The organism is Exiguobacterium sp. PFWT01, from assembly GCF_018255795.1.
GTDB lineage: Bacteria > Bacillota > Bacilli > Exiguobacteriales > Exiguobacteriaceae > Exiguobacterium.
The window spans coordinates 166,402-186,982 of record NZ_CP073755.1 but is presented as its reverse complement, the minus strand read 5'-3'; the positions used below and the strand labels follow the sequence as shown (position 1 = coordinate 186,982).

Sequence of the window (20,581 nt, the reverse complement as noted above, 5' to 3'; positions counted from 1 at the left end):
CTCCCTCGTAACATCATTATGACCGCATTATACCGTAGGAGTGGTAAGTCATGCTTCAAAATAAATCAGGGTCTTCCGATAACGTTCTCACTTTTCGAACTTTCGCCGGGCGTCCTGTCCATCCGAGTGCCACAAAGAAAAATGCACCTGCGAGTACGCCGAATAAAGCGGTCAACCCTACTTGAATCCCAACAAATCCATACTGTTCTCCCAGTTTCACGAGGAAGAGCGGTGCGAACAGGCAAGTCATACTGAGTGAAAAAAGACCTCCCCATACCCGTCGCTTTGCATTACCAATGGTGAACCAACCGAACGCGATCCATACACAAGCAACCAATCCTAGCGCACCAACCATCATCCACATGCCCACACCTCACCTTTTCGTTTTTCTTTCTATTCCCCATTTTTCTTGTGATTCCTACTATTTTTTCAAGTAATGAGAGAATTTCCGGGTAAAGGTAAATTAGACAAGATGCGAAACGGGACAACAAAGGAGTGAGGTGTGCATGCGTTCACGATTAACCTTTGCCTTAATCTTTCTCGGTCTTTTTTTAGTCGCCGTTTATTGGATGAGCACGTGGAATGACAACTTAGTCGAGGGACAGATTGAACGAGTCGATATCCCCCAAATATTGATTGAATCTACCGGATCCTCGGAAGAAGTCACATTGCGCGTCGTCTTGATCAATGATCAAACCGAAGTCACCGGCATCGTCAATAGCGTACAAGGGTTACAGAGCGGACAACTGGTGACAATCGAGGTCATCCCGACGGATTCGAATTTGAACATAGCACGCACCATCGAAGTCAACGCTCCATGATTTTTTGAAATGAAGCGTAACTTTTCCAGAACTGTGGAATATGAGAACAGAATCATAAAAAGGAGTGATCGGATTGATTTCAAATAAATTACTATCTGGAAAAGTAGCTTTTGTGACCGGGGCAGCCTCCGGAATCGGACGTGCCGCGGTCATCCGCTTCATTCAAGCCGGAGCGAAAGTCGCCATTGTCGATTTGAATGAAGAAGATGCGATGCGTCTCGCAAGCCTTGTCGGGGAAGAACGCGCCATCGGCATCAGTGCAGATGTGTCAGATGAATCTGCAATGAAAGAGGCCTACGAACGGACAATGGAACGATTTGGTCAACTCGATATCGTCTTCGCGAACGCCGGTCGAAACGGGACCATCACACCAATCGAACATTTATCATTGGATGATTGGAATGGAGTGGTGGAAACAAACCTCACGGGAACCTTTTTGACCGTCAAACATGCTATTCCCCATTTGAAAGAGAATGGCGGGAGTATCATTATCACTTCATCGATTAACGGGAACCGTTATTTTAAAAATTTCGGATTCAGTGGCTACGCGACGACGAAAGCAGGTCAAACCGGCTTTGCAAAAATGGCTGCTGCGGAACTCGCTCAATTCGGGATTCGTGTCAATTCCATCTGTCCCGGGGCCATCGATACGAATATTGACGATTCGACCAATCGAGACGATGCGTTGCTCGAAGAAGTCGTCATTCCAATCGAATATCCACTTGGGAATCAACCGCTTGCCGGAAAATCGGGCTCCGCGAAACAAGTCGCCGATGTCGTCTTATTTTTCGCGAGCAACATGTCGAGCCACGTGACCGGCTCTGAAGTATACGTCGATGGGGCTGAATCGCTCTTGTAATCGAAAAGCAGGTCACCTCACCCGAGGCGACCTGCTTATTTAAGGATTGGACTTTTCATGACCGCTTTTTGATAGAACGGCTGAAATCCAAGCCGTTCCATATTGCGACCAGACGCCGAATCGACTTTCGTCGTAACCGTTAACAGATTGCACCCAAGTGCTTTCGCTTCGGCAATTCGTTCCAAAATAAGTTGTGTCTGGTACCCTTTTTGCCGATACGTCGGAACGGTGCTCGTCAGAAACAACTCTCCAATCCCGTCTTGCGTGGCTAAAATCCCACCGGCTACGACAGCATCCTCTTCTCGCACGAGATAAGCATGATTACTCGGTAGTGCGTAAAAGCCTTTGGCTGTATCGACCGTCTCTTGAAGGATTGTGCCCGACTCGGCGAATCCAGCCGCAACGGCGTATGCCCACTCATGGAGTGTCTCATCCTTCACTTTTTCGACCTGAGTCGGTACAGATGTGGAGGCATGCTGTGTCAAATCCAACGTCCATACGTCCAAAAAATGATCGAGCGTGTAGTTACGTTCTTGCAATAAGCGGAGCAAGGAATCTTCCGCTAATGGACAAACCTCAATATGTAGACGCGAGACATTTTTCCCGCGTACCCATTTTTCCATTTGATGCAGGTCATAAAAGCTTGTCGGCCGATTCAATCCAAATCCGACCGCAAAACTCATATTCCCCATTTTAAACACATGTCCTTTTCCTTCTACGTGTAGTTCCGCACCTTCATAGGGAGGGGTTTGTTTACGATGTCGAATGTAAGCAGACGTCCCCTCTGCTTTGATGCGTTCGATACGCCTTGCCAATTCTAAACGATTCACGCTGTTCCCTCCCTTGTATATTCTATGTTGAGTGTAGCACATGTTCACGGTCGAATGAGATGACCGTATTGAATCAGCCGTTCCCGGACTGAAGGGACGAGTTCTACACACTCAAGGACCGTCTCCCACTCTTGTAACGTCACATCGACGACTTCATCTACTTGCAGTAATAGTTGTTCGAGGTCAATCGGTTTCTCGCACACGAGACAATACATATCCAAGAAATATGTGCCCCGCTCAATCGTTGTCACGAACCGGAGTTGCTCAGGCAATACATATAGTCCCAACTCTTCTTTTAGCTCACGGACCGCACCTTGTCGACTCGTTTCCCCAGCCAAAATCGAGCCGCCCGTCCCTTCCCACAGAAGCGGATACGTCTTATCCGGATGACGCTTCGACAGCAATAATCTCCCATCTGGATCGAACGTGAACACTTCGATGACCGTGTGAAACGTATGCGGCTCTAATTCATCCCCACGAAAGTGCGTTCGACCGAGCGGTTGCCGGTTTTCGTCGAGTAAATCCCATACTTCTCGATTCATGGACGAATCTCATCAATCACGAACGAAGAGGAACCTTGAATCTCTTCGATAAAGTGAGATCCGAATAGCATGGCTGGTGTAAAGCTTCCGGCAAGCATCCCACCCGAACCGAGCAACCGCTTGACGACGGCGAGCGCCCCGTAAACAGTGAAGGCATACGTACTTGCCGTTTGAATACGGACGACTACTTTTCGTCCTTCCTCATTCGTTGCTTCGCCCCATACGTACGTCGATGATTTTTCACGTACAGCCTCGTCTGGTCCCGATACGTTTTCGTCGACATAACGGAGCAAGCGTTCCTGCACGGCCTCTTTTCCGAGAATCGGGCTGAACCATGACAAAGCGCGAGCAGCATAGGCGGCCGCTGTCGGTACAGGAACCCAAGTCGTAATATTCGGAATGTCCGTCGTGTAGTAGGCGGTCGAAACGTCTCCCCACGGAATCGCAATGGCGGTACGGCTTCCGCGACCAAAATCAATCGTTCTCCGCTTTGCCCCAATTGGAAATGATGATAATTTGCCGTTCACACGTTCCACACTACTCGACCCTAGTCCACGAACGGCCGTCTTCATGGTTCCTGGTGAGATGCCGGCTGCCGCCGAAAAGCCAAGAGCGAGTGTTGTCGCATCCGGTATCAACTCTTTTAATTTCCGCGCGACACAGTCGGTCGGAATGACATCAAATCCGACACCCGAGCATAAAATCACACCACGTTCTTTGGCTTGAGCCGCTCGCTGTTTAGAATGGACATATTCAAACACTTCGATTTCCCCGGTAATATCTAAGTAATGCGTACCTGTCTCTAGACATGCCTCGATCATCACTTGGCTCGTATCCGTGAAAGGACCTGCACAATGAAGGACTAAATCTACATCGTGAAGCGCCTCGATTGCGGCTTCACGACTCAATGCGAAAATCGATGTTTCGCAACCCAGTTCATCTCCTAGGCGATGAATCGCTCTTGCGTTTCGTCCGGCAAGAACCGGACGCATTCCGTCACGAGCGGCTTGTCGTGCAATCAGCTCACCCGTATAGCCATTCGCCCCATAAATCATCCATCTCATTTTTACCCCTCCTTATGTTAATGTATCCTTGTTCGTTTCCCTAAAAGAAGTTGAATCGAACGAAAAGATCTTGGATGACATCGATGATATACACACTTCCCGTTACAATAAGCAAATATCCGATTGGGATGAGCAGACTTTTCACTGTTTGTGGTTTTGTTATGTCTCCCCGATGCTGTAGTAGACGATCCACCAAGTAAAACAAGGTCGCTGCGAGAAGACTGAGCCATGACAAGACGAGCCCGAATAGTATATGTAAAACAAGCGAAGTGAACCACCTGAATCGTTTCGAACTGAGTCGATTCGCCAACCGGTCACTGCACCATGAGATCACGACACCGTAGGTCAACATAATCGGAAAACTGACCGCTACATAGGCAACCGTCATCAAAAGGAAGCCATTCAGTACGCCACTCATCCCTCCATTTTCTCGTACCCCCATCATAGTGACCCCACACGCTAACAGAATCGCATAGACGGGCGAGGCGATGGATGCTGTGACGATTTTACGATTCCACATCTGCACTCCCCCTAATCCCTTCCAACTTTACACGACCTGTTCTGAAAACGCACAAAAACCAGCCTAAATTCAGGCTGGCTTCGCGATTTGTTAATTGTTTGCAACTTCTCCGGCTTTCGTACGGACCGATTGCATCGCTTCCGTCCATGGAAGGAGTTGGTCGAGCATATCGTTGACCGATTGTGCTTGAACTTCTTTCGGAGCGAAATGCGTACCGTTCTCGAAGTCCGTGAAGAGTGAGAGTGCAGGGTGGACACGTACGTGAGCGATTGACAATTCACTCAAAATGCCCCGTAAATGTTCTGTTGCCCGTGCTCCACCAACAGAACCGTATGAGACGATTCCGGCTGCTTTGTTGTTCCATTCGACGCGTAAGTAGTCGAGTGCGTTTTTAAGAGATGCTGAGATGGAATGGTTATATTCTTGGACGATGAAGATGAATCCGTCCATTTGCGCAATTTTCTCCGACCAGGCTGCAACGCCAGATGCGTCTTGACCCGCTTCGCCGAGAAGTGGCAAGTTGTAGTCTGCGATGTCGATGACTTCATAGTTGGCATCGCCACGTTTGTCGGCGAGTTCTTTCACCCATTCCCCGACCTGTGGACTGACGCGACCTTCACGAGTTGATCCGAGTACGATTCCGATGTTTAACATAGTAGTTCCTCCTTGGTTATGTTGTGATGCATCTGATTTTCCAAACAAGCGATTTAAGAAACTCATTTCATGCCCTCATATTCTTTCTCAAATGTTTTCGTGCTTCTGACCGTATCGATTGGTCGTACCATCGCCTCGATTTGCGAACGTTTCGCTTCGAGGAACGGCGGGAGTGACAACTTCTCACCGACCGTCTCGTACGGCTCGTCTCCCATGAATCCAGGTCCATCTGTCGCCCATTCGAACAAAATTTGCGGCGCGACACGTGCATAGGATGATTCAAAGAAGAAGCGATCGACGTAGCCAGAAGTCGGCAAACCGAACTGTTGGAGACGTGCTGTCCATTCATCGAGGACGCTACGGTCTTCGACACGGAATGCGACATGGTGCACGGTACCGAACCCTTGACGCGCTTGTGGAGATGTCTCGTCGTGAATGACGATCACTTGCGCTCCGTTTCCACCTTCACCTCCTTCAAAGAGATACACATCACCTTCTCGCCCGATCTCTTTAAATAGCATCACTTGCTCCATCACTTGTTTGAAATATGTGATATCTGCGATGCGAATAAAGATTGGACCGAGTCCCGTAATCGCGTATTCAAGCGGGATTGGACCGTTCTTCCACGGCTCGCCCGACGCGATGCCTTCGTTGAACTCATCCGAGATGAGTTGATACGCCTGCTCATCAAAGTCGATGAACGAGAGCGTCTTCTTCCCGAACTGTTCTTGAATCCCTTCGTGCTCGACGCCGAGACGGTCGAAGCGACGGACCCAATACGTCAACGCTTCATCTGTCGGTACGCGGAACGACGTTTTCGCGATTTCATTCGTTCCGTGCTTACCTTTCGGGATACCTGGGAAGTCGAAGAAGGTCATGTCTGTCCCCGCGTTTCCTTTATCGTCCGCAAAGAATAAGTGATACGTTTGAATGTCGTCCTGGTTGACCGTTTTTTTCACCAAACGCATGCCTAACACGTGAGTGAAGAAATCGTAGTTTTTTTCGGCACTACTCGTGATTGCTGTGACGTGGTGAATTCCTTTAACATGATTCATCATTCTCTCTCCTTTTATATCTTGATTTCAAGATACATAATTAAATTTTTTTGCGGCTTCTGCCCGCTTTCCTATTTGTTTCAACTGTTCAATCGTTTCGTTTAATTGCATCCCTTCAAACACAGCGTTCATATGCTCCGTATGCTTAGGGAAAATATCTTGCATCAAGCGCTCTCCGTCATCTGTCAGCGCAGCGTATGTGATGCGACGATCGCTCGGACAAGCCTTACGAATGAGATATCCTTTTTCTTCTAACCGGTCCACGACGTACGTCATGCTTCCGCTCGAGAGGAGAATTTTCTTCCCGATGACTTGAATCGGTTGATCCCCTTTATGATATAAAAACTCGAGTACGGCGAACTCGGTCGCGTTTAATCCGTAAGATACTACTTCCTGCTTCACCAGGTCTTGTAACGACTGAGAGGCACGTAACAGCACAGTAATTGTTTTTAATGCATCAGATGGTTCCATCTGTCTCCCTCCTTTGTCCAAGAGAGTCATTAACTTAAATTCAAATATCTTTAATTCGAGATAAATATATCATGCGAAGATTTTCCCGTCAATCGATTTGATTTAAAAAAATGAGACGGGTTGTTCCCGTCTCATTCTCCTCGCCGAATCACAGCCATTTCGCGACCGAATCGATGGCCTTCATCAACGAATCCTAGGCTTTCATATAAGTGATGCGCCGCCTCATTCTCGGGGTGATAGCCAACGACAATCGGTTTTTCTGGGCCGATTTCTTCAAGCATCAGCTCTGCCGCCTGTCGACCAATCCCTTTGCCTTGATGAGCATGGTCGATCATGATTCGGTAAATCCACCATGCATCCAACTCTTCAAGCTCTGTATTGTACATAAGGAAACCAACCATCGTCTCATCTTCATAAATCGCACGTGGACGTAGCGTCGGTTCGTACATCGCTTGAAGTAACGAAATCGCATTCGGCTCCATATACGACTGTTGTTGGTCACTTAATGCCAATTGACAGCATGTATACCAATTTTGTGCATCGATCGGACGTAGTGAAATCATGTCATTCTCCTTTAGTCATATGTCTCATTTAAGTTTCTTGCATAAAATGCGATGGCACGGCGGTACTGCGCGATGCTCTCGTCCGCTTTCGGACTTGCAAGCAGCTCAAGTAATGTTCCCGTCGCTTCTTCATGGCGACCGACGTTGTAATGGGTCATCGCTTGAAATACCTTGAGCGCCCCGTGATTCGGGAATTGCTCGATTGCCTCTTCAAATAACTGTTCCGCTTCCGTGTATCGTCCGAGTGCCCGATACGTACTGCCGAGTCCGAGATATGATTCCGCCAACTCTTCCCCCGTCAACCCGAGTCGGATGGCCCGTTCATAATGCGGGACCGCTTGACGTTCTTCACCGAGCGAGTCATAGCACCACGCACAGTACGCATGTAGCCTCGGATTCTTTTCATCTTTCCGCAAGAGCGACAGGAACAGTTGCTTCGCCTGCTCGAGTTGTCCCTCCTCACGGAGACGGACGGCTCGATCAAAGTCATGGTCTTCTGGCACGTCGGTCACCTTCTTCGCAAAATCTTCGTCTAACCAAGCTTGCAATGTTTCGTAATACTTTCCGATATGTACTCCATCGACGAGTGCATGATGGGCTTGGACGGATAACGGCATAACCAGACGCTCGCCTTGACGTTCGAACTTGCCCCAGGCGATGCGCGGCACGCTGTCATGTTGTTGCTGATGCGTCGGATGCATGATACTCGTGAATGTGACCCACGGGACACTCGTGATATACAGTAAGTCGTCGGGCTCGTCATCCCCGACCACGACTTCATCGGCAGCTCGCTCCATCCGCGTCGTCACTTCCTGTAAGAATGTCGGTAAATCCTCATTGAACGTGGCCGCACAAAAGTTGAAGACATCCTCGTCTAACATGACCGTGAACGAGGGGTGGACCACCTCGTGTTCGACGACCTCTTCACCACGAATCCGATAGCGCAATTCCGGAATCGCGTTCGCCGCTCTCACCGCACCGTATAAAAAGAGTTTGAAGAACGATTGATCGCTCGCCTTGGCATATGTATAGAGATTTGTCACATCTACGTTTGCCGTCACGTTGAAATGTGGCGCATCAAACGCTTTGAAAAACGCGAAGTGCTTACGTCGTGCCCACGTCTCGATTTCAATTTTTTTCATAAAAACTCCCCCTCCTACGCTCTTACTGTAGCAGAGAGAGTTTGTTCGCTCATAGCTTTTGTTTTAACTGTTCGTAATGTCCTTTTGCCAAATCAAAGTAGATGAAGTCTCCACGTTCGATCCGTTCGAGCGTCGCTTCGAATTCACGCCATCCACGTTCGACTTGTTCAGGCGTCAGCTCACCGCTTTCGGCCGCCTCCTCGAACTCATCCTCATCCTTTTTGACGATATCCCCATTTGGAAACACTAGAATATCGAGCAACAAGTCGTCCATGTACGGAATGCCATTTTCTTCGCCGATTCGGTCGACGAGGTCGATATACCACTGCACGATTTCCCCTTCCGGATTGATCATCACTGTCACACCGAACGGTTCATTGTCCGGGAAATATTGGAGCCAAGCAAACCCGGCATCCGCCACGATGAATTCTTCCCCTTTATGCTTTTTATATAATGGTGCCCGAACCTCATCGATTTGGAATAAGGCAACCACCCCGGAAAATTGTTCCGTCTGAACGCGTTCTTGCGCATAACGGTTCTTTAAAATTCGCTCCCAGTCTCGTCGATTCGCATACTTCCGTTTTGCCATATGGATCTCTCCCTTTCGGTCATCTCTGTATGATACAGTTCGCCAGAAGAAGGAAAGTTCCTTGTTAGTCGTACAGGTTATGCTGATTGAACCAGACGAGATGGCTTTGCTTCAAGCGTTTCCGCTCGACCATACGGACGAACGCGTCTGTCGAGATGAAACGGTTCCCGGGATGGAGATTGGCCAGCATCAAGAGGATGAGGCGTGAACCTCGTTCTCCCTCTTGAAGAGAGATATGCTCCATCTTCCCTTCACCATTGAAACGGTTGATAAACAGCTCGACTTTACACTCCTCTTTTAAAAGTCGGGTCGTCACGTACGCGACTTGGCTGATGATTGACTCGAAGTCATGATGGAGCGTGTAGCCGGACGGCCCACTCAAATCGACTGCGAACGTGAACGTATCGAGTGATGTCTTTTGAAAGACTTTCGACTGGACACGTCCGAGCTTCGCCGTCGCGACCCAGTCGATCTCTTTGACCGGTTCCCCTTCGTAAGGCTTCGAACCTAGAACCTGAAGTGGATTCCGTAAAGGTGATGCGGTCAAAGGACGGTCACCGAGTGCCAAGCGTTTCGTGCCGACCGGAGGATGTAACGTGAGGGACGGCAACACCGTCCATCGCTTCTCGATCGGGCACTCAAGAAGATACGTCCCGAGATGAAACGGGAGCGTCACAGCAAGTACGCACTCTTCGATATAAGCTGGTCCCCGGAATTCAGCCTGCACACGAAGCACGTGACGAGCCTGATCTGTCCGTAACGTCAAATCCAGACTGTTCGGGGACCGGTCGTGGTCTGGAAAGCTGAGCGCTGTATTGGTTTTCAAGCGAACGCGAACGGGAAGCCCGAGTCGTTCGACGGTTTCACTTCCATCTAAAATCAGTTGTACTTCCGTCTCATCCCCGACGAACAGAAGAGACTCGTGCGTATGTATATGAAGACGAAGAGCTTGTTCCAACTGTTTCCGCGTCCGTTCAAAGAACCAGACGATGCCCGCAAGTAAACAAAGTGCATACCCGACAATCTCCATGTACGGGACAAATACGAGAATCACTCCGGCGAATCCGTAGACCGGGATCCATTGTTTCTGTAGGGCGTTATGTGTCGAGAACGTCATCATCAACCCTCGACTGGAACAGAAACGGTGTCTAGGATGTAACGGATGATGTCCTGTTTCGTTGATTTGATGCCTCCTTCAAGCGTCAACGTCAGGCGATGTGCCAATACATAAGGTGCCACGGCTTTCACATCTTCCGGAATGACATACAATCGATCGTTCAGATAGGCATAACTTTGAGACGCTCGCATGAGCGCGATGGCTCCACGTGGACTGACACCGACCTCGACGGATGCATGTTCCCGGGTCGCATGGACGAGCCCGAGTAAGTAATCGAGGACATCATCTTGAATCGATACTTGCTTCACTTCCTCCTGGGCACGGCGTAACTCGTCTAACGTTGCAACCGCCTCTACGGTTTTCCTCGTTTGGCGCATCACTTGTAAGAGGAGTTCTCTCTCTTCCGCGACATCAGGGTAACCGACCGGAATCGAAATGAGGAAGCGATCGAGCTGGGCATCCGGTAACGGGAACGTCCCCGCTGATTCGATCGGGTTTTGCGTCGCGATGACAAAAAATGGTTTCGGCATCGGATAGGTCTCTCCCCCGATGGAGACTTGTCGTTCTTCCATCGCCTCGAGCAAGGCGGACTGCGTTCGTGGGACCGCTCGGTTGATTTCATCAATCAAGACGATATTCGCAAAAATCGGTCCTTGGCGATGATCGAACGTCTGCGTCTTCATGTTGAAATAGTCTGCGCCAATCACGTCAGACGGTAACAAGTCGGCCGTGAATTGAATCCGGGAAAACACCCCGTCGAAGCTGGCCGCAATCGTCTTGGCAAGTAACGTTTTTCCGGTACCCGGTACATCTTCTAATAGAATATGTCCTTCCGCGAGTAACGCCGTACAACAGAGGCGTACGACATCCTCTTTTCCTAAATACACTTCGTTCAACTGTTTGATGACCTGCTCCATGCCCATATGACGACCTCCATTTTTTGTCTTAATCAAACTTTACCTTTTTATGGTAAGATAAACAACAAATAGTCTGAACATTCAAAAAGGAGGTAACTTCTTGCGCTGGACGAACAAGTTTTTTCTCATGATTGCCGCCACACTTCTCGTCACCTTTACAATGATGGTGGTTGCGACCGGGATATTCGAATGGCTCTATAACCCGGAAACGATACCGGTCGAGGAAAATAATAGTCCTCCTACGGATTTCATATCAGATGAAGATAGTAAGCTTTTATTAGATGAATCTAAAGCAGATTATCCGTATGAATTAGATCCTCGAAAAGGAAAAATAAAACCTCTTGAGAGATTTACGGGCTCTGGAGAGTCCACACGACGAAATCTCGGGTTATTCGTCGCTTTGCTTGCGCTCGGTTGCCTGTCCTTTTATATCTATCGAAAACGGAAGCAACGTTTGGCGCGCGCACGAGATCATGTTGATTCAAACGCAGACCCGCTTTTCGAATTGCTACAAAACAAGAACGCTTCTTCCGTTTCGACGCTCACAGCGTTCACGAACGTCCCGATTCGCGATGCGCTGATCACATTCAACCGATCTCTCGTACCAGCCAAGCGATTGCGTGCTCATGAGACACTGCAAGAGTGGTTCCAACGCATCGATTTACCGATGAACCCGTCCGTTTATCATGCGGTTCGCTACGGCAACTCTTCAGGTGTGACGATTTCTGAAGAAGATACGCTGCACTTCAAGAGCACCCTCGATGATTATGCGGGACGTCCTCACCCCGAGTGAGAATGTGCACAGGTTCTGCTTTTTCACAACGAATGATAAAATGGTGGAAAATGTAAGTTGAGGGGATGAAATCATGAGGCGATGGACGATTTTCGGATTAAGTGCACTTTTACTGACGGGTTGTACGGATACAGTGGCAGACAATCCGATTCCGATCGAATCACCGGATGAACCCATCACAGAATGGACGCGTGAGGACTTTAAAGACGTCTATGACCAATACGAACAAACGAAACCGCTCCTTACTGCCCTTGAACAACAAGGAATCAAACCGTTTCGGGAGACTTTCGAACGCGTCATCATCGCAGGCAACGGCCTCGAGCATACGTATGCGGATATTTATCCATTCAAGCTCGATGACGGAACGTATGCTACCATTTTCGACAGTCAGGACGGAACGGTGATCAACGGCTCTGAGTCAGTCGCTCCGCTATTCTGGCAAGAGGAATCCTTCCTTCAATACGTTGAAGAGATTGAAAATCGGAAATTCGGTACAAGTGCCCCACCTACCGATGTCGTCCTCACGCAGGATGAATTCCAAACGGTCTATGACCGCCATGCCTACACGTCAGCTCTCCTCGTCGAACTCGATGAAGCGGGCGTCGAACTGGCACGGGAGCCAATCGATGATGTGATCATCGCCGGGAACGGCGTGACTGAAGTCACTGCCGACTTGTTCGTATTCGATGTCGAGAGCGGGTATGCCATCGTATATGATCAGGACGGAGAAATTTTAAAAGGCCCCGAATCCATCTCACCGCTCTTTTGGAACGAGAAGGACTATGAGGACCTGTTAGCCAAGAATGAGGGATAATTTCGCCCCTTTTCCGATTTTAGCTATGCTATACTCAAATCATTGAACCACCTCCACCTACGCTTCGCTTAGAAGTGGAGGATTCCTGAGTTATCCTCTCTAACGAGAGAAACGTGATCAGGCTAGCCCCGTCGTCCCGACGGTTGAAGAAGCCAACAGGCGCTCGGCTTCTTGTCTGAGGTTCAGTCCTGCGTTCACATCACGGTCGTGGTGGACCCCGCAGTTCGGGCATGTCCATTCACGCAAGCCGAGATGCTTCACGTCTTTGTGTCGATGGCCGCAACCCGAACACGCTTGGCTCGAGGCGAAGGTCTTCCCGACCTTCACGACGGTCTTCCCGTACCAGTCGGCCTTATACTCGAGCATGCGAAAGAACGCCGACCAGCTGACCTCGGAGATCGACTTGCTCAACTTGCGGTTCTTTTGCATGTCCTTCACCTGCAGGGTCTCGATGCCGATGACGTCGTGGTTTTTGACGATCTCGGTCGACACTTTGTGCAGGAAGTCGGCGCGTTTGTTGGCGATCTTCTCATGGATGCGGGCGACTTTCCGCTTCTGCTTCTGGTAGTTCTTCGCCTCGGAGAGTCTCACCTTCTTGTTCAGGGCGATGCGCTGGCGACGGGACAACTTGCGCTGCTCCCTTACCAGCTTCTTCTCGAGCGTACGGAAATAACGGTCATTCTTGTACAATGTGCCGTCCGATAGAACGGCAAAGTTCTTCAGCCCGACGTCGACGCCGACCGATGAACCGGTCTTCGGCATTTCACCGATCTCCTGCTCTACAAGAAGGGAGACGAAGTATTTGCCCGAAGCCGTGCGTCGGATCGTGGCGCTCAGGATGCGACCCTCGACCTGTCTCGATTTGGCGAACCGCACCCATTTCAGCTTCGGGAGTTTGAGTCGATGCCCGACGATCGAGACCTCGGGGAGCTGGGAATTGCCTTGGATGTTCGTTTTGTAGGATTGGACGGGGTTTCGTTTCGACTTGAAACGAGGTCGCTCGTTCTGCTTCTTGAAGAAACGGTCAAACGCATCGGCCAGGTGTCTGACGCTCGTTTGGACAGACGTGCTATCGACCTCCTTCAGCCACTCGAACTCTTGTTTCAAGAGAGGGATTTCTTTCGAACAAGAACCGTAGGACAATCCTTTCCCTGTCAGTCTGTAGCTTTCATCCCATTTCGCCAGGAAGTGATTGAACACGAACCGGGAACAGCCGATTGTCTTGGCGATCAGAATTTCCTGTTCCTTCGTCGGATAAATCCGAAACTTGTAACCCTTGTGCTTCACCATATGACGTTCACCTCCTTGGTGGAATTATACCCGAAAGACAGGCTGGCGATTCATCTCCCACTTTCACGTAAGCCCTGTCCTTAACGTTTAGAAGTGGGAGTATTCTCGCCTAATTTTGATAAACGACCACTAGGGGAGCCTTCGGGCTGAGACGGCATTTGCCGGACCCTTTGAACCTGATCTGGCTCATACCAGCGTAGGGAAGTGGCTTGGAATACGTCTCTGTATGTCCACGCCATTTTTCCGTCTGGAAACGTGGCGTTTTTATTTTGAAAGGAGACTATTCATGCGTATTCAACAACTCACTTGGATGGCAATGCTCGTTGCCATCGCCGTCGTCGGTTCGATGTTCATCTCGATTCCTACAGGTGTCGCCCGCGCTTATCCGATTCAACATATGGTGAACGTGATTGCCGCAGTCACCGTCGGTCCAATCGGAGCCGTTCTCGTCGCTTTCGTCACCGGACTCATTCGCGTCATGACCGGTACAGGATCACTGCTCGCATTCCCTGGTGGCATGATTGGCGCGTTTCTTGCCGGCATTTTCTTCGTTCGCACGAACCGCGTCTATGCGGCCGCTCTCGGAGAAATCATCGGGACTGGGGTTATCGCTTCGTTGATTGCCGTCCCGTACGCAAAACTGTTGATGGGTTCGACGTTCGGTGCATTTTTCTTTGTCCCGGCGTTCCTTGCCTCTAGTTTGACGGGCGCGCTTCTCGGTTGGCTCGTCTTGTCGCGTGTCAAACAGTTGCGACCGAGCGTACTCAAATAAAAGCTCTCTTTTTGGATGAAAATGGTAAACTATAGACAACATCTATAGAGGAGGGGTTTTATGTCTCGTTTCAATCAACTTGTAGCGGGTGGTATTTTGTTGTTTTTGTCCGGACTCTTATATACGCTCGAACGCATCGCACTCTACATACGTTGGTACGCCGAAATCTCAACCGGGAGCTGGTTGGAAAAACCGACGTTTGTCGATCCGTTTCTAAACAACTGGTTCGTTTCCCTATTCTTGTTTGGCGCTATCGTTCTCTTTTCGATGGGCATGAATGCCACGAAGACAACAAGTCCATCCGAGAACCCGACCGACTCATGACGGTCGGGTTTTTGTATGATAGACCCAGATTGCTTCGCCGTTCCATTCATCGATTAAGCCGCTGTCGACAAAGCCGTTCTTCACATAAAATCGTTTCGCGGCTTCATTCTCTTGATGGAGGCTGAGGATGATATCATCCACGTCGTATTGTGTCTGGATGAATTCCACTGCCATGCGTAGGCACTTCGTTCCAACGCCTTTCCCCTGTTCATGTTGATCAATCATGAAGCGGTCGAGCCATACATAACGTTCTGTCTGGTTTTCTGCTCCGATCATCATGAAGTCAACCGGTCGCTCACCTTCATAAAATGCAAAGCTCTGCCAATTGTATTTCGTATCCTCAGCCATCTCTTGAAGGGATTCGGCATTCGTCTCGATGAATCGTGTTTGGTTCTCGTCCACTGTCAGGGCGATGACCGCCTCTCGATTGACTCCATCAACCGGTTGAATCGTGATTTCATTTCCTTTCATGCTTTCACCTCATTAATTTTCTCTTTCTTCCATACGATTTCTCCCGAAAAAGTTTCTTCTCCCGTATCTTCGAAGGCTTGTATTCGCTACACTAACAATAGAAAAGGAGGGGATCTTATGTTCCGAATCGGAAGTATCTTCATTCCCGTATCAGATGTAGAACAGTCTCTGAACTGGTATACCACTTATTTTCATGCCCAAGAAATCGGGCGCTGGGAAGGGGGCATCGGAATCTGTCTGCCAGATGGCTCGACTCAACTCGGATTGATTCAAACTACTTCAACGCAACCTGCAACATTTAAGGATGCGTCCGGACAAGCCCATGTTTATTTCAATATCATCTGTGAAGACATCCAGCTCGCGTATCAATCGTTCGAACAAGCAGGGTTAATTGCGACCCCGCTTCACGATTTCGGTGGTATGTCCTGTTTTGACGTACGAGACCCGGATGGACATACGATCAGCCTCATCTCAGAAGAATTGACTTCCCCGTTCCACCGTGATCGAGTGAAAGAGTTGCAAACGAAAGGAAACAACTAATGAAACAAATCCATCATATCTGTATCCAAACACCGGATTATGCTGCATCGAAGTCATTTTACGAAGCGCTCGGTTTTGAACTCGTCCAGGAGTCGCCAAACTTCCATACGCGTGACTTCAACAGTTGGCTCAAGCTCGGTGATTTTTATATTGAGCTCCAGACTGCTAAAACAGATGAAACGTTACAAGACTACTCGAAACATGTGGCCGGTCCCGTCCATTTTGCCCTCTATGTGGACAATCTCGAAGCGGAAGTCGCACGACTCGAACAACTCGGCGTCATGTTTTTACCGAAGCACGGTGGCAACATCTACTTCGTCGTCGATGGACATTTAAGTAAACTAAAAGCACCGGAAGGAACGATCATTGAACTGCGTGATACGTTCGAGATTACATAATCAGAGCTTCACAGTTATCCAACAAAACCAGGTCCATGTTTGCATGGGACCTGGTTTTGTTATGCACTCTTAAAGACATAGATGTCCTATTTGAAGTAAAACGAATATATCACCTCGGTCATGAAAGCTCACGATTTTTTCTAAATGACCGTTGAAGTGAAATGAATTGTGCGACCAGAAGTAACCCATTTGAAAGAAGTGTCATTGCTAACAAGTCCATCCAAGAGTAAACCACTACACCAGTCACCTTTAATGCTATTGCCACTCCAGCAAACAAAACAGCAAACTTCGATGTAGAACCAATCAGTTTCCGTAGTTCCATTTTATATTCAGATTTCTCAACAACGTTTGCATACTCCATACCTGAGACAATATAACGAATCCATACATAGAGACTTAGAATTGCTATAACACTCAATAAAATATATATAGACTCAGTGTTGAATATACCTGAAAATCTATTCAATAGAACGACTACTCCCAAAAATCCAATGAACAAAACGAAAGCCTCGGCTATAAAGTACAATATCTTCCTTTCTTTATATTCGTCATTTGGTAAAAACATTGTGACCCATGATTCTTTCATCTTTTACTCCTCCCAGAATAAATCATTTAACGTGACGCCCAGAACCCTCGCAATGGCAATACAGAGTTTCAAAGAGGGATTATATTTATTCGATTCGATCAAACCGATTGTCTGTCTAGTCACACCGATCGCCTCTGCCAAATCGCTTTGAGTAAGATTCTTTTCTACTCGATGTTCTTTTACTCTATTCCCCATGTCTATCTCCTAATTTAGTTTCGCAATACTTAAAATGTAATATATATGTTCCATTAATGCAATATATATATTACATACTTGTGATTACGAATGAATCTCCATCACACTTTCTACGTTTTCTCTGTTCATAAGAAAGGAAAGGATACAGTAACTACATCTTGAGTTAGGAGATCACTAATGAAATATTTCGATTATTGGAGCTACTTGTCACTCTCTTTGGCAAAGCTCTTCTTTTTTAGCTGGTTGACCGCGACGGCGTTCGACTTCTCGTTTTTCCTCATCAATTTGGCGACGATTTTGCTCCTGACGAGTTGGGCACTCGCCGTGTCTTATCCGATCCGCCGATGGATTTTATACGTTTCTCTGTTCTTGCATAGTACCCTGCTCGTCTCGGACGTCTGGTATTATCGCTATTTTGAAGACTTATTATCCGTCGCCTTACTGTCCGATATCGGGCAGATGGGAGATGTCGGTGGAGGCTTTTTGACGCTCATCCGCCCAATCGATGCGTTCTTCTTCATCGACCTCATCATCTACGGTTTGATTTTGCGTTATATGAAACGTCATCCTGTCCGTGAAGAGAAACGAAACGGAAGACGATTGGCGCTCGCTGGCTTCACACTCGGATTTCTTCTCTTCACAATCCCGCTCACCCTCAGTTATCAGCGTGGAGAAAAGTGGATCGCAGATGACCCCATCTCGAATATGCGTGAATACTATCATCTTGGATTTTGGGGCTACCACGCGATGGATGTCGCCCGAGGCGTCGAACGTGCTATGGGATGGAACGAAGCCCTGACAGACGAAGAGCGTTCTCAAATTCAAGCACTCTCTTATCAAGAATTAAGTGCCCCAAGTCCAGATACGAACGTTATCGTTTTACAACTCGAATCATTCCAAACATCCGTCATCGATCAACAGATTGATGGACAGGAACTGACCCCGAATTTGAACCGACTGCGACGTGACATGCTTTACTTCCCGAACGTGTATCATCAAACGCATGAAGGGCGAACGTCCGATGCGGAGTTTATCGTCAACACGTCACTTTATCCTGTCAAATCTGGTTCCGTCTATACGCGTTTCCCGGGAAATCAATTCAGCGCGCTCTCTCAATCCTTGAACGAGGCGGGCTACGATACGGCAGCCATGCATTCGTTCCGAAAAGACTTTTGGAATCGCGATGACTTTTATGACAATATCGGGTTCAATCATTTCTTTAGCGACAAAGACTACCCCGATCAAGGAATCATCGGGATGGCACTCAACGACCAGGAATTCTTGAATACGTCGGTCGGATTCATGGAAGAGTTGGATGAACCATTTTACGCATTTTTAGTCGCTTTAACGAGTCATACACCGTACGATATCCCGGAAGACGAGAAGCGGTTGGACCTATCTGATATCGACGATCCCCTTCTCGAAAACTATTACCATACCGTCCATTTCGTCGATGCCGCTGTCGGTCAGTTCATCGAACGATTGAAGCGAGATGGGCTGTGGGATGAGACGCTTCTCGTCATGTATGGTGATCACGATAGCGGTCTGACGGCGCCAGGAGACGAGATGGCTACCCTCGAAGAAGTGGACTCTACGGTTGACGCGTTTCAACTCGACCGTGCTGTCCCTCTCTTCATCAAACCACCTGGACTGACGACAGGAGAAGTCATGGAAGCGAGTGGTGGGCAAATCGATATCGCCCCGACGATTCTCGATTTACTTGGAATCTCTCCAGCATATATGCTTGGCGACTCCCTATTGAATGATACGTCAAATCTAACCGTCTTTCGGACGGGCGCATTCCGATATGAAGATCATTACTATGAACCAGACTTGACCGAGCGTGCCGGTAACGGCACATGCTATTCCATTGAGACGGAAGAACAAGTCGCATTCGATCGATGCGCCCCTTACATCGACCGCGCGGCCAGTCAGCTCCGGCTCTCGGATACCATCATCGAGAAAGATGCCCTCTCGCAAATGAGTCCATGAAAAAACTCCCGAGCTATTTGTCTCGGGAGTTTTGTTCAGTAAGCTTTACGCAACGTCGCGATATCAAGCTTTTTCATGGGCAGACATGCCTGTACGACCTGTTCAATCTGCTCTTGCGAACCAACCGCCATCATCTCTTCCATTTCCCACGGGATGATTTGCCAGGAGACGCCATAGCGATCTTTCAGCCAACCACACTCCTCTGCTTCCGGTACAGCCGATAGCTTCTCCCAGTACGTATCGACTTCTTCTTGCGACTCACAAAAAGCGATGAGCGACTGGGTCTCGTTAAACGAAAATGTATGATTTTCATTACTGTCCATCACGACAAATTCTCGACCGGATAAGACGAAACGAGCATAGTTGATTTTCCCGTCAAGCTCGTCCCCATCTTCTTCCGTGTATCGTACCGTATGTCCGTCCAATACATATGAATCTTTGAAAATAGAGATCCAATCGTTCATCGCCGCCTCGGCACGACCGAACGCTTCTTTGACAAACAATAGACATGGCGTCACGAGCTGAATGTCCATCCCGCCATCATGCATAATTTGCCAGGAGACACCATAGCGGTCCTGCAACCACCCATAACGCTGACTGAAGTCGTAAGTGTCTAATGGAATCAAGATATCCGCTCCGTCAGATAATCGTTCCCATAGCGCATTGATTTCTTCCGTCGTCGGAAGCGACACCATGTAGGAAATGGACGGATTCCGTTCTTGCGCCGTCCCTCCCCCAAGCAACTGAAAGAATTGTCCAGCGAGCGATAGCGTCACAATCGTCGTCTCGCCTGCTGGTGAACTTGAAAATCTCGTCGTATAGTCGACAAACGAATCTGGAAAGATGGATACATACCACTCGGCAATCTCTTCAACGTCCTGCTCAAACCAAATACACGGAATCACGGGTTGTGTAATCATGAGAATGTCTCCTTTCAGACTTCATGCAAACGATAGACCTCACGGACGGCGAGAAGCTCTCCGGCTTCATCACGATACGCCTGATAGTGCGACGACTGGATATGGTGATTGAGTGCATTTTCATCCTTATACTTTTCATAGAAGACAAACGTACCTGGTGAATCGATCGCCTCGTGAAGAACGTACGCGAGACATCCTTCTTCCGCACGCGACGGCGGAATCACACGGTACAGCGCGTCACGTAACGCCTCTTCTTTTCCGGGATGGGCTTTCAAGATTGCAGTAATGACGATTTCCATACAGTATTCCTCCTTAGATAATGGACCTGCCTTTCTGTTCCCG

At 48.6% G+C, this 20,581-nt stretch carries 28 protein-coding genes and 1 riboswitch; of the genes, 9 read left to right on the top strand and 19 right to left on the bottom strand.

Annotated elements, in window-relative coordinates:
* Positions 1-55 precede the first annotated feature (55 nt).
* The gene (locus KD909_RS01090) at positions 56-364 is read right to left on the bottom strand and encodes a hypothetical protein (RefSeq protein WP_031421923.1); all 309 of its coding nucleotides are present in this window, start codon (positions 362-364) and stop codon (positions 56-58) included.
* A gap of 142 nt (positions 365-506) precedes the next feature.
* Here KD909_RS01090 and KD909_RS01085 point away from each other — a divergent pair, with 142 nt between their 5' ends.
* Positions 507-821, top strand: a complete 315-nt coding sequence (locus KD909_RS01085; RefSeq protein ID WP_196431405.1) for a hypothetical protein — start codon at positions 507-509, stop codon at positions 819-821.
* Positions 822-894: 73 nt separating this feature from the next.
* Positions 895-1,680: an SDR family oxidoreductase gene (locus tag KD909_RS01080; protein WP_074035413.1), complete on the top strand. Its 786-nt coding sequence runs from the start codon at positions 895-897 to the stop codon at positions 1,678-1,680.
* A 35-nt stretch (positions 1,681-1,715) separates the two neighbouring features.
* Here KD909_RS01080 and KD909_RS01075 read toward each other — a convergent pair whose 3' ends face one another.
* The 12 genes from KD909_RS01075 to KD909_RS01020 form a co-directional block, all read right to left on the bottom strand.
* Positions 1,716-2,510, bottom strand: a complete 795-nt coding sequence (locus KD909_RS01075; protein ID WP_159563119.1) for a GNAT family N-acetyltransferase — start codon at positions 2,508-2,510, stop codon at positions 1,716-1,718.
* 44 nt (positions 2,511-2,554) lie between these two features.
* Positions 2,555-3,052, bottom strand: coding sequence for an NUDIX hydrolase (locus tag KD909_RS01070; RefSeq protein WP_211782086.1), 498 nt, complete (start codon positions 3,050-3,052; stop codon positions 2,555-2,557).
* Entirely contained in the window at positions 3,049-4,116 is a 1,068-nt protein-coding gene (locus KD909_RS01065; protein WP_078147837.1) for a saccharopine dehydrogenase family protein, read from the bottom strand. The genes KD909_RS01070 and KD909_RS01065 overlap by 4 nt, the downstream gene beginning before the upstream one ends.
* 40 nt (positions 4,117-4,156) lie before the next feature.
* The gene (locus KD909_RS01060) at positions 4,157-4,636 is read right to left on the bottom strand and encodes a hypothetical protein (RefSeq protein WP_211782085.1); all 480 of its coding nucleotides are present in this window, start codon (positions 4,634-4,636) and stop codon (positions 4,157-4,159) included.
* Between the two features lie 90 nt (positions 4,637-4,726).
* The gene (locus KD909_RS01055) at positions 4,727-5,356 is read right to left on the bottom strand and encodes an NADPH-dependent FMN reductase (RefSeq protein ID WP_031421917.1); all 630 of its coding nucleotides are present in this window, start codon (positions 5,354-5,356) and stop codon (positions 4,727-4,729) included.
* Positions 5,353-6,345 (bottom strand): ring-cleaving dioxygenase, encoded by a 993-nt coding sequence (locus KD909_RS01050; protein WP_041917956.1) that lies wholly within the window; start codon positions 6,343-6,345, stop codon positions 5,353-5,355. The genes KD909_RS01055 and KD909_RS01050 overlap by 4 nt, the downstream gene beginning before the upstream one ends.
* Positions 6,346-6,372: 27 nt before the next feature.
* Positions 6,373-6,816 (bottom strand): MarR family winged helix-turn-helix transcriptional regulator, encoded by a 444-nt coding sequence (locus KD909_RS01045; RefSeq protein WP_211782084.1) that lies wholly within the window; start codon positions 6,814-6,816, stop codon positions 6,373-6,375.
* 131 nt (positions 6,817-6,947) lie between these two features.
* A complete protein-coding gene (locus KD909_RS01040; protein WP_211782083.1) occupies positions 6,948-7,379 on the bottom strand; it encodes a GNAT family N-acetyltransferase in 432 nt (143 codons plus the stop codon).
* Positions 7,380-7,390: 11 nt separating this feature from the next.
* Entirely contained in the window at positions 7,391-8,521 is a 1,131-nt protein-coding gene (locus KD909_RS01035; protein WP_211782082.1) for a tetratricopeptide repeat protein, read from the bottom strand.
* 49 nt (positions 8,522-8,570) lie between these two features.
* Complete coding sequence (locus KD909_RS01030) at positions 8,571-9,110, bottom strand: DUF402 domain-containing protein (RefSeq protein WP_012727614.1); 540 nt, start codon at positions 9,108-9,110, stop codon at positions 8,571-8,573.
* A gap of 64 nt (positions 9,111-9,174) precedes the next feature.
* Entirely contained in the window at positions 9,175-10,227 is a 1,053-nt protein-coding gene (locus tag KD909_RS01025; protein WP_211782081.1) for a DUF58 domain-containing protein, read from the bottom strand.
* Between the two features lie 2 nt (positions 10,228-10,229).
* Positions 10,230-11,150, bottom strand: a complete 921-nt coding sequence (locus tag KD909_RS01020; RefSeq protein ID WP_211782080.1) for an AAA family ATPase — start codon at positions 11,148-11,150, stop codon at positions 10,230-10,232.
* Between the two features lie 94 nt (positions 11,151-11,244).
* Here KD909_RS01020 and KD909_RS01015 point away from each other — a divergent pair, with 94 nt between their 5' ends.
* Together KD909_RS01015 and KD909_RS01010 are read left to right on the top strand one after the other, a co-directional pair.
* Entirely contained in the window at positions 11,245-11,937 is a 693-nt protein-coding gene (locus KD909_RS01015; RefSeq protein ID WP_211782079.1) for a hypothetical protein, read from the top strand.
* A 73-nt stretch (positions 11,938-12,010) separates the two neighbouring features.
* Positions 12,011-12,751: a hypothetical protein gene (locus tag KD909_RS01010; RefSeq protein WP_211782078.1), complete on the top strand. Its 741-nt coding sequence runs from the start codon at positions 12,011-12,013 to the stop codon at positions 12,749-12,751.
* A gap of 117 nt (positions 12,752-12,868) precedes the next feature.
* Here KD909_RS01010 and tnpB read toward each other — a convergent pair whose 3' ends face one another.
* Positions 12,869-14,041 (bottom strand): IS200/IS605 family element RNA-guided endonuclease TnpB, encoded by a 1,173-nt coding sequence (gene tnpB, locus KD909_RS01005; RefSeq protein WP_211782077.1) that lies wholly within the window; start codon positions 14,039-14,041, stop codon positions 12,869-12,871.
* A gap of 121 nt (positions 14,042-14,162) precedes the next feature.
* Positions 14,163-14,261: riboswitch (TPP riboswitch) on the top strand.
* 66 nt (positions 14,262-14,327) lie between these two features.
* Between tnpB and thiW the strand changes: the two genes are divergently transcribed.
* Both thiW and KD909_RS00995 read left to right on the top strand, forming a co-directional pair.
* Complete coding sequence (thiW, locus tag KD909_RS01000) at positions 14,328-14,813, top strand: energy coupling factor transporter S component ThiW (RefSeq protein WP_047794734.1); 486 nt, start codon at positions 14,328-14,330, stop codon at positions 14,811-14,813.
* Positions 14,814-14,873: 60 nt separating this feature from the next.
* Positions 14,874-15,137 carry a hypothetical protein gene (locus tag KD909_RS00995; protein WP_211782076.1) on the top strand — a complete coding sequence of 88 codons (264 nt, stop codon included), beginning with the start codon at positions 14,874-14,876 and terminating at the stop codon, positions 15,135-15,137.
* Here the strand turns inward: KD909_RS00995 and KD909_RS00990 are convergent.
* On the bottom strand, positions 15,132-15,608 hold the full coding sequence (locus tag KD909_RS00990) for a GNAT family N-acetyltransferase (RefSeq protein WP_211782075.1): 477 nt from the start codon (positions 15,606-15,608) through the stop codon (positions 15,132-15,134). The two genes, KD909_RS00995 and KD909_RS00990, sit on opposite strands and share 6 nt — an antisense overlap.
* 117 nt (positions 15,609-15,725) lie before the next feature.
* Here KD909_RS00990 and KD909_RS00985 point away from each other — a divergent pair, with 117 nt between their 5' ends.
* Together KD909_RS00985 and KD909_RS00980 are read left to right on the top strand one after the other, a co-directional pair.
* The gene (locus KD909_RS00985) at positions 15,726-16,148 is read left to right on the top strand and encodes a VOC family protein (protein WP_211782074.1); all 423 of its coding nucleotides are present in this window, start codon (positions 15,726-15,728) and stop codon (positions 16,146-16,148) included.
* Complete coding sequence (locus tag KD909_RS00980) at positions 16,148-16,546, top strand: VOC family protein (RefSeq protein WP_211782073.1); 399 nt, start codon at positions 16,148-16,150, stop codon at positions 16,544-16,546. The genes KD909_RS00985 and KD909_RS00980 overlap by 1 nt, the downstream gene beginning before the upstream one ends.
* Before the next feature lie 118 nt (positions 16,547-16,664).
* Here the strand turns inward: KD909_RS00980 and KD909_RS00975 are convergent, their stop codons facing one another.
* Positions 16,665-17,132, bottom strand: a complete 468-nt coding sequence (locus KD909_RS00975; RefSeq protein ID WP_211782072.1) for a hypothetical protein — start codon at positions 17,130-17,132, stop codon at positions 16,665-16,667.
* Positions 17,133-17,135: 3 nt separating this feature from the next.
* Positions 17,136-17,327 (bottom strand): helix-turn-helix transcriptional regulator, encoded by a 192-nt coding sequence (locus tag KD909_RS00970; protein ID WP_211782071.1) that lies wholly within the window; start codon positions 17,325-17,327, stop codon positions 17,136-17,138.
* Between the two features lie 177 nt (positions 17,328-17,504).
* On the opposite strand from KD909_RS00970, the gene KD909_RS00965 reads away from it, so the two are divergent.
* A complete protein-coding gene (locus KD909_RS00965) occupies positions 17,505-19,319 on the top strand; it encodes an LTA synthase family protein (protein WP_211782070.1) in 1,815 nt (604 codons plus the stop codon).
* 35 nt (positions 19,320-19,354) lie between these two features.
* Here KD909_RS00965 and KD909_RS00960 read toward each other — a convergent pair whose 3' ends face one another.
* Together KD909_RS00960 and KD909_RS00955 are read right to left on the bottom strand one after the other, a co-directional pair.
* Positions 19,355-20,239, bottom strand: coding sequence for a VOC family protein (locus tag KD909_RS00960; protein ID WP_012727626.1), 885 nt, complete (start codon positions 20,237-20,239; stop codon positions 19,355-19,357).
* Between the two features lie 14 nt (positions 20,240-20,253).
* Positions 20,254-20,538, bottom strand: a complete 285-nt coding sequence (locus tag KD909_RS00955; RefSeq protein ID WP_012727627.1) for a putative quinol monooxygenase — start codon at positions 20,536-20,538, stop codon at positions 20,254-20,256.
* Positions 20,539-20,581 lie beyond the last annotated feature (43 nt).